Here is a 7,846-nt window from a genome sequence, read left to right as displayed (position 1 = left end):
GATCTGCTCGTTGGTGACCACCCGGGACGGCCGGTAGCCGCCGACGCCGAGGATCCTGGCGTGCGGGGCGCCGGCCGGGGACTGGATCTGCGTCATGTTCAGTGGGCCTCGGCCTTCGGGTGGATGCGGAGCAGCGGTTGGCCAGGGGCGACCGGGTCGCCGTCCTCGACGAGCCATTCGAGGACCGTGCCGCCGTGCTCGGCGACCAGTACCCGCTCCTCGCGGCGGGAGACGACGGCGCCGATCTTGGCGCCGGGGGGCAGCTGCGCGCCGGGCTCGACGCCCTCGCCGCCGGCCAGCCCGCGCTGCACGGTGCCGGAGAACGGAGCCACCACCAGGCGCCAGGTCGGCGCGGTGTCCAGCGAGTCGGCCGCGGTCTGCTCCTCGGCGTGCTCGGCCACGAAGGCGCGCGCCGCGTCGAGCTGGTCCGGGGTCTTGAGCGCGAAGGTCGCGACGCCGGGCAGGGCACGCTTGGCCAGCCCGACCAGGGTGCCGGCCGGGGGCACCTCGAGCACGCCGGTCACGCCGAGCTCGCGCATGGTCTCCATGCACAGGTCCCAGCGCACCGGGTTCGCGATTTGATTCACCAGCCGCTGGACCACCTCGCGACCGGAGTGCACGACGGCGCCGTCCTTGTTGGAGATGTACCGCACCCGCGGGTCGCGCGTGCTCACCCCCTTGGCCAGCTGCTCCATCCGCGCCACGGCCGGGGCCATGTGCTCGGTGTGGAAGGCCCCTGCGACGGAGAGCCCGCGCAGCTTGGCGCCGGCCGGCGGGTCGGCCTTGAGCGCCTCGAGCTGCTCGACGGTACCGGCGGCCACGATCTGCCCGGCGCCGTTGCGGTTGGCCGGGGTCAGCCCGTGCTCGGCCAGCTTGGCGACCACCTCGTCCGGCTCGCCGCCGAGCACCGCGGTCATCGAGGTCTGCGTCACGGCGGCGGCCGCGGCCATCGCCCGGCCGCGCTCGCGCACCAGCACCATCGCCGACTCGGCGGTGATCGCCCCGGTGCCCGCGGCCGCGGTCAGCTCGCCGACCGAGTGCCCCGCCGCCGCGCCGACCTGGCGGAAGGCCTCCGCGGGGTGCGGGAAGATGGCCAGGGCCGCGGCGATGCCGGAGGCGACGAGCAGCGGCTGGGCGATCGCGGTGTCGCGGATGGTGTCCGCGTCCGCCTCGGTGCCGTAGTGGATGAGGTCGAGGTCGGCGACGGCGGACCACCAGGCGAGGCGGTCGGCCACGCCGGGCACCTCGAGCCAGGGCGCGAGGAAGCCGGGGGCCTGGGCCCCTTGGCCGGGAGCGACGAGTACGAGCACCCTTCCATCTTCCGGGAAGCCTCCCCCGGTTCGGCCCCGGCGGCGGGCACGAAGATCCTGCGGGCGGCTTTGTAGAACCCCTACAAGGGCTTGCCCGCCTCGGCGAGTCGTCCCAGCACCAGCGCGACCTGAAGGGTGAACGCGGACCGCGCCTGAGCCGGCGTCAAGCCTGTGATGTCGGTCACCCGTCTGAGCCGGTAGCGCACGGTATTCGGGTGCACGAACAGTATCCGAGCGGCGGCCTCGAGCGAGGCGGCCTGCTCCAGGTAGACCGAGAGCGTCTCCAGCAGCGCCGAGCCGGCCTCGGCCAGCGGCCTGTAGATCTCCTCCACCAGGACGGCGCGCGCGGTGTCGTCCGCGGCCAGTGCCCGCTCGGGCAGCAGGTCGTCCGCGGCGACCGGGCGCGGGGCGTCCGGCCAGGCGGCGCAGGCGTGCAGCCCGGAGAGCGCGGCGTGCGCGGATCCGGCGGCCAGGGTCAGGTCCGCGACCACCGGGCCGACCACCACCGGACCGGGCGCGAACTGCCCGGCGAGCGGTCGCACCGAGGTGATCGGATCGCCGTCGACGCCGCCCACGATGGCGATCAGCCGGTCGCCTTGCACACCGGCCAGCACGGCGAGCTTGGCGTGTCGGCCGGCTCGGTGCATCGCGTCGACCACTGCCTCTGCGTCATCCTGCGGCGCGGTACCAACAACGACCGCGATATCGCTGTGCGTGCCCCAGCCCAGCGCGGAGGCCCGAGAACGTACCGCGTCATCGGCTTCTCCGCGCAGCAGTGCGTCTACGACGAGGGCTTCCAGCCGGGCGTCCCAGGCGCCGCGAAGTTCCGCAGCCTGTGCGTAGACCTGAGCGGTGGCGAAGGCGATCTCGCGCGAGTAACGCAGCAGGCCCTCGCGCAGCATCGCTTCTTCCTGCTCGTTCTCCGCGAGCTCATGGATCCGGTCTTCGACCACTTCGATGGTCGTACGCACCAGCTGGACGGTCTGTTGGAGGGTTACTGCGCGGGTCAGCTCGCGAGGCGCGGTGCCGAACACGTCGGCGGAGACCGCGGCCTTCTGGTCGGGGTGCCGGAACCACTCGGTGAATGCGGCGATGCCCGCCTGGGCGACAAGGCCGACCCAGGACCGGTTCTCCGGCGGCATGTTGCGGTACCAGGCGAACTTTTGTTCCATCCGCGCGATGGCGGCGTTCGCCAGCGGACCGGTGGCCTTCTCCAGCCGCCGCACGGCCGCGGTCCGGTGCGGGTCCGCCTTCTGGGTCGCGACGGTGCTCGTCCCCGCTGTCTTGGTCCCGGCAGTCTTCGTCACGTACCTACTCTTGCAGACCCGACGGGCCCGCCGTCCCGCTGTCCGCACAGTCCGCCCGTCCGGGGCTGCCCGCGCGCCGCTGAATCGAGCGGGCCGGTAACGTCGGGCCATGGCAAAGAACCAACCCCGTGTGACGCTCGCGCCGATGGTCGAGGAGGAGTTCGGTCCGTACCTGCGGGCCAGTATTCGCGACTTCGCGAAACAGAAGACGATCTCCGGCGAGTGGAGCGAGTTCGAGGCGGTGGCGCTTTCGGAGGCGGACTACGCGCGGCTGCTTCCGGACGGCCTCAAGTCGCCCGACCAGCACCTTTACTCGGTGCGTGACGCCGAGTCAGGCGAGCGGGTGGCGGCCATCTGGATCGCGCTGCGGCCCAAGGGCGGCCGCACCGAGGGCTTCATCTACGACATCGAGGTGCTCGAACAGTTCCGCGGCCAGGGCTACGGGCGCGCCACGATGCTCGCCGGAATCGAGAGAGCGCGCGAACTCGGCGCGGAGACTGTCGGCCTGCACGTCTTCGGCCACAACGCCCCGGCCCGCGCCCTGTACCGCTCGCTCGGCTTCGTCGAGACCAACGTCTCCATGTCGCTCGAACTCTAGACCCCCTCCCTCCGCCACTCCCTCTCCAGTACCACTGCCCCTCCAGCGCCACTGCTCCTCCAACACCACCGCCCCTCCAGCACCACTGCTTCGCCGCGGCCCCGCCCGTCAACAGCTTTTGTCAGACCCCTCCCCTAGTCTTCTTCTTGCAAGGTGGGAGGCGTCGTCTCCCGTGCGACACCGAGCCGGAACGGGACCGAACGGGACGGGGGAACGGGCGATGAGCGCGAGCGTGGTCCGGCTGATGGTCGGCCTGCCGGTGGCCGCGCTCTTCCCGCTCGGGATTCCGGGCCTGCGCGAGAGCCCGCGGGTGCACGTCGGCGTCGGCGTGGCCTACAGCGCTTTCATCCTGGCCCCGGCCTTCCCCGGCTGGCGCTCTTGGGTGCTTCTGGTACTGACCGCCGCGGCCTGCCTCGGGCTGCGCAGCCGGCTCGGACCGGGGCACGGCGCGGCGGCCGAGACCCCGTGGATCCGCTCCATGTTCGCGCTGCGGCACGCCGAGATCCCGGGCCTGGTGCTGCTGCTCGCGGCGCTGGTCGGCCTGGTCGCCGGGGCCGGGACCTTCGGCGGATATCTCAGTGCTTTCCTGCACGACGACCGGGTGGCATTGGTCTCGGCGGGCGCGCTGACCTCGGTTTTCATCGGCGGAGTGATAGTCGGACAGGTGCTTGAACCGCACACCGAAACCCTTCGGCTCAAATCCGCGGCGTTACCTCAGGAACCGAGCGAGATCAGGGCTTTAGTCGGCGCTGGTATGCTCATTGGATGGCTGGAACGGGCAATACTGTTCTCGCTCGTGCTGGCCGGACAATCGACCGCGGCGGTGCTCACCCTGACCGCCAAATCCGTGGCGAGATTCCCCGCGCTGCGCCGTAATGAAGAGGGTTTCGCAGAATACTTCCTCATCGGCAGCCTCACCAGCCTGGTGATGGCGCTGGCCCCGGCTCTCGCCACGCATTGGCTGTTGGGTGCGGCGGCGCCCAGATAGGGGCAGTGCCCAGATGGGAGCGCTGTGCTTGCCAGCCTCCGGCGCAACCGGCTGATCCGGCAGGTCCTTGACCTGGGGATGCCGCCCGGCGACTTCGCCCTCGCCGGCAGCGCCCCGCTCTACGCGCACGGCCTGCGTTCCCGGCTGCGCGACGTGGACGTGGTGGCGCGGGGCGCCGCATGGAAAATCGCACAAACGTTCGGAAAACTGGAACTCGCCCCGTCCGGAATCGGCCACGTGGTGCGGATCGGCGACGGGGAAATCGAGATCTTCGACCGCTGGGTGGCCCCGAAATGGCCGATTGCCAAGCTGATCGAGGGCGCGGAGGTCATCGACGGTATCCGCGTGGTCTCGCTGCGTGATTCCCTCGCCTGGAAGCGGTATCTGAACCGCCCGAAAGACGCCGCGGATATCCGGATACTGGAGCGCTACTTCCGCGAGCAGGAAGAGCAGCTTGAGCAGGTCCCGGCCTATTCCGGCCGGGACCGGGGCGAAATCCGCGCTCTGATTCGTTTTCCGCTTTGACGCCCGCGGGGCGGGCCCGGAGTCTCAGCTCCGAGCCCGCCCCGCGTCGTCTCACGCGCGCCGTGGCGCCTTAGGCGTCGCCGCCGGTCGGTCCTGCACCGGCCGCCTTCACGTCGTGCAGCTGGTACCGGTTGATCGCCTCGCTGATCGCCTCGCGCTTGACCTCGCCGCGCTTGGCCAGCTGGCTGAGCACCGCGACCACCACCGACTCAGCGTCGATGTGGAAGAAGCGCCGGGCCGCGCCGCGGGTGTCCGCGAAGCCGAAGCCGTCCGCGCCGAGCGAGGTGTAGTCGCCGGGCACCCACTGGGCGATCTGGTCCGGCACCGCGCGCATCCAGTCGGAGACCGCCACGATCGGGCCGGGCGCGTTCTCCAGCGCCCGGGTCACGTACGGCACGCGCGCCTCCTGCTCCGGGTAGAGCAGGTTGTGCTGATCCACCGCGAGCGCGTCACGCCGCAGCTCGGTCCACGAGGTCGCCGACCACACGTCGGCCGCGACGCCCCAGTCGTCGGCGAGCAGCTGCTGCGCCTTGAGCGCCCACGGCAGCCCGACGCCTGAGGCGAGGATCTGCGCCTTCGGCCGCTCCTCCGCGCCCTCGGGCGCCGGCTTGTACCGGTAGAGGCCCTTGAGCAGGCCGTCCACGTCGATACCGGCGGGCTCGGCCGGCTGCTGGTTCGGCTCGTTGTAGACGGTGACGTAGTAGAACACGTCCTCGCCGTGCGGGTGCTCGGTCGAGGAGCCGTACATCCGGCGCAGACCGTCCTGCACGATGTGGCTGATCTCGAACGCGAACGCCGGGTCGTACGCGACGACCGCCGGATTCGTGGACGCGATCAGGTGCGAGTGGCCGTCCGCGTGTTGGAGGCCCTCACCGGTCAGCGTGGTGCGCCCTGCCGTGGCGCCGAGCACGAAGCCGCGGCCCATCTGGTCGGCGAACTGCCAGAACTGGTCGCCGGTGCGCTGGAACCCGAACATCGAGTAGAAGATGTAGATCGGGATCATCTGCACGCCGTGCGTCGCATAGGACGTGCCCGCCGCGACCAGGGACGCGGTCGCGCCCGCCTCGCTGATGCCCTCGTGCAGGATCTGCCCCTGCTTGCTCTCCTTGTAGGACAGCAGCAGCTCCCGGTCCACGGCCTCGTAGGTCTGGCCGAACGGGGAGTAGATCTTCGCGGTCGGGAACAGCGAGTCCATGCCGAAGGTGCGGGCCTCGTCCGGGATGATCGGCACGAAGTGCGCGCCGATCTCCTTGTCCTTCATGAGGTCCTTGAGCAGCCGGACGAACGCCATCGTCGTCGCCACGGCCTGCTTGCCGGAGCCCTTCTTCAGGTCCGCGTAGACGGCGTCGCCCGGCAGCTTGAGCGGCTTCGGGCGTACTACCCGCTGCGGCAGGTAGCCGCCGAGGGCCGCGCGCCGCTCCTTGAGGTAGGCGACCTCCTCCGAGTTCTCGCCCGGGTGGAAGTACGGCGGCAGGTCGGCTTCCAGCTGGCTGTCGGTGATCGGCAGGTGCAGCCGGTCGCGGAACTCCTTGAGCTCCGCCTTGGTCAGCTTCTTCATCTGGTGCGTGGCGTTGCGGCCCTCGAAGTCCTTGCCGAGGGTCCAGCCCTTGATCGTGTGCGCAAGGATCACGGTCGGCTGGCCGACGTGCTCGCGCGCCGACTTGAACGCCGCGTAGACCTTGCGGTAGTCGTGCCCGCCGCGCGAGAGCTTGCGCAGATCGTCGTCCGACATGCCCGCGACCATCTTGCGCAGCCGCGCGTCGCCGCCGAAGAAGTTCTCCCGGATGTAGGCGCCGGTCTCCACCGAGTACGTCTGGAACTGCCCGTCCGGCGTGGTGTTCATCTTGTTGACCAGCACGCCGTCGACGTCCTGGGCCAGCAGCGGGTCCCAGTCGCGGCCCCAGATGACCTTGATGACATTCCAGCCGGCCCCGCGGAACGTCGACTCGAGCTCCTGGATGATCTTTCCGTTACCGCGCACCGGCCCGTCCAGCCGCTGCAGGTTGCAGTTGATCACAAAAGTAAGGTTGTCGAGCTCTTCCCGAGCCGCGATCGACAGCGCCCCGAGCGACTCCGGCTCGTCCGTCTCCCCGTCCCCGAGGAACGCCCACACGTGCGACCTCGACGTGTCCGCGAGACCCCGATTGTAAAGATACTTATTGAATCTCGCCTGGTAGATCGCGCTGATCGGCCCGAGCCCCATCGACACCGTCGGGAACTCCCAGAACTCCGGCATCAGCCGCGGGTGCGGGTAGGAGGGCAGGCCCGGGGTGTGGCTGTGCTCCTGCCTGAACCCGTCCAGATGGGCCTCGGTCAGCCGGCCCTCGAGGAACGCCCTCGAGTAGATGCCGGGCGCCGCGTGCCCCTGGAAGTAGATCTGGTCCCCAGCCTCCCCGTGGTCCTTGCCCCGGAAGAAGTGGTTGAAGCCGACCTCGTACAGCGACGCGGCCGACGCGTAGGTCGCGATGTGCCCGCCGACCCCCATCCCGGGCCGGTTCGCCCGCGACACCATGATCGCGGCGTTCCAGCGGATGAAGGCACGGATCCGCCGCTCGATGTCCTCGTCGCCGGGGAACCAGGGCTCGCGCTCCGGCGGGATCGTGTTGATGTAGTCCGTGGAGCGCAGGCCGGGCACGCCGACCTGCTTCTCGCGGGCCCGTTCCAGCAGACGGAGCATCAGGTAGCGCGCCCGCTGCCGCCCCTGCTCGTTGATGACGGCGTCCAGCGACTCCAGCCACTCCCCGGTTTCATTCGGGTCGATGTCCGGGAGCTGGGTGGGAAGACCGTCGCTGATGATCGAGAAACGCTCTCGTCCGGAAGCCACGCTCGTCCTTCACTTTGATCTTGGGGCGCCGTTCGGCCGTCCCGCGCTTTGGGTCGCGCGGAGGCGGAGGGCGACGCCGGCCTCGGCTGTCTCTCCAGGAGACCGCGACACGCCGGGTAGCGCCGCAGAGGTCTCGCACAGTTCCTTCCATCGTCTAATGCGGGAGGGGGCGGCGTCATCTCTACTCGGCAGTAACGAGTGTGATTCGGGATATATCGGGGCCCGAACGGGCGCACGAGCACCCCTCGAGTCCGATGATCGGACGGTCACGCATCCGATCCGCCGAACCGCACC

At 70.1% G+C, this 7,846-nt stretch carries 6 protein-coding genes; 3 read left to right on the top strand and 3 right to left on the bottom strand.

The features are described 5' to 3' along the window. Positions 1-98: 98 nt before the first annotated feature. Both VFB40_RS20080 and VFB40_RS20075 read right to left on the bottom strand, forming a co-directional pair. Positions 99-1,310: an acyltransferase domain-containing protein gene (locus tag VFB40_RS20080; RefSeq protein WP_324852922.1), complete on the bottom strand. Its 1,212-nt coding sequence runs from the start codon at positions 1,308-1,310 to the stop codon at positions 99-101. Positions 1,311-1,390: 80 nt separating this feature from the next. Continuing rightward, on the bottom strand, positions 1,391-2,617 hold the full coding sequence (locus tag VFB40_RS20075; RefSeq protein WP_324852920.1) for a PucR family transcriptional regulator: 1,227 nt from the start codon (positions 2,615-2,617) through the stop codon (positions 1,391-1,393). A gap of 109 nt (positions 2,618-2,726) precedes the next feature. On the opposite strand from VFB40_RS20075, the gene VFB40_RS20070 reads away from it, so the two are divergent. The 3 genes from VFB40_RS20070 (at position 2,727) to VFB40_RS20060 (ending at position 4,728) form a co-directional block, all read left to right on the top strand. After that, on the top strand, positions 2,727-3,215 hold the full coding sequence (locus tag VFB40_RS20070; protein WP_324852918.1) for a GNAT family N-acetyltransferase: 489 nt from the start codon (positions 2,727-2,729) through the stop codon (positions 3,213-3,215). Between the two features lie 220 nt (positions 3,216-3,435). Next, positions 3,436-4,203, top strand: coding sequence for a hypothetical protein (locus VFB40_RS20065; RefSeq protein ID WP_324852916.1), 768 nt, complete (start codon positions 3,436-3,438; stop codon positions 4,201-4,203). 24 nt (positions 4,204-4,227) lie between these two features. Continuing rightward, positions 4,228-4,728 carry a hypothetical protein gene (locus VFB40_RS20060; RefSeq protein ID WP_324852914.1) on the top strand — a complete coding sequence of 167 codons (501 nt, stop codon included), beginning with the start codon at positions 4,228-4,230 and terminating at the stop codon, positions 4,726-4,728. A 70-nt stretch (positions 4,729-4,798) separates the two neighbouring features. On the opposite strand, the gene aceE is transcribed toward VFB40_RS20060, so the two are convergent. After that, positions 4,799-7,552 (bottom strand): pyruvate dehydrogenase (acetyl-transferring), homodimeric type, encoded by a 2,754-nt coding sequence (gene aceE, locus VFB40_RS20055; RefSeq protein WP_349261563.1) that lies wholly within the window; start codon positions 7,550-7,552, stop codon positions 4,799-4,801. Positions 7,553-7,846 lie beyond the last annotated feature (294 nt).

Source organism: Actinocrinis sp. (assembly GCF_035650855.1).
Classification (GTDB): domain Bacteria; phylum Actinomycetota; class Actinomycetes; order Streptomycetales; family Catenulisporaceae; genus Actinocrinis.
The sequence above is the reverse complement of the archived record's forward strand: the minus strand, read 5'-3'. Positions and strand labels throughout refer to the sequence as shown.

Bases quoted from the DNA above. Each gene is read 5' to 3' on its own strand.
- VFB40_RS20065 (WP_324852916.1), top strand. From the start codon at position 3,436: ATGAGCGCGAGCGTGGTCCGGCTGATGGTCGGCCTGCCGGTGGCCGCG.
- VFB40_RS20070 (WP_324852918.1), top strand. From the start codon at position 2,727: ATGGCAAAGAACCAACCCCGTGTGACGCTCGCGCCGATGGTCGAGGAG.